Source organism: Alcanivorax sp. HI0083, from assembly GCF_001635175.1.
In genome coordinates this window covers 1-516 of record NZ_LWFX01001717.1, presented here as the reverse complement: position 1 = coordinate 516, position 516 = coordinate 1, and the positions used below count along the sequence as shown (strand labels likewise).

The following is a 516-nucleotide window of genomic DNA, read 5'->3' as shown; positions in this document are numbered from 1 at the left end:
ACGTGGCCCTGCCGCAAATCGCCGACCTGCGTAATGTGGTAGATGGCGATCCCAGCCCCGATGGCGCCGGCACCCTGAGCATCAAACGCGGCATCGAGGTGGGGCATATCTTCCAGCTCGGCACCAAGTACTCTGAAGCGCTCGGCGCTACCGTGCTGGATGAAAATGGCAAATCCGTGGTGATGCCCATGGGCTGCTACGGCATCGGCGTAACCCGCGTGGTCGCCGCCGCCATTGAACAGAACAACGACGACCGGGGCATCATCTGGCCACAAGCCATTGCCCCGTTCCAGGTGGCCCTGATTCCGGTGAACATCAAGAAGAGCCCCCGGGAACGGGAACTGGCAGAAACGCTCTACGCCGAGCTCACCGCTGCCGGTATTGAGGTGATCTTCGATGACCGCGAGAAGGAGCGCCTGGGCGTCAAACTGGCTGACAGCGAACTGATCGGCATCCCCCATCGCATCGTCATCGCCGAACGCGGCATGGACAACGGCGTACTGGAATACAAAGGGC

1 protein-coding gene is annotated in these 516 nt (G+C 61.6%); it reads left to right on the top strand.

Annotated elements, in window-relative coordinates; genetic code table 11:
* Positions 1 to 516: His/Gly/Thr/Pro-type tRNA ligase C-terminal domain-containing protein (locus A3754_RS25025; RefSeq protein ID WP_255363167.1), on the top strand; the 516-nt coding region annotated here is incomplete at both ends.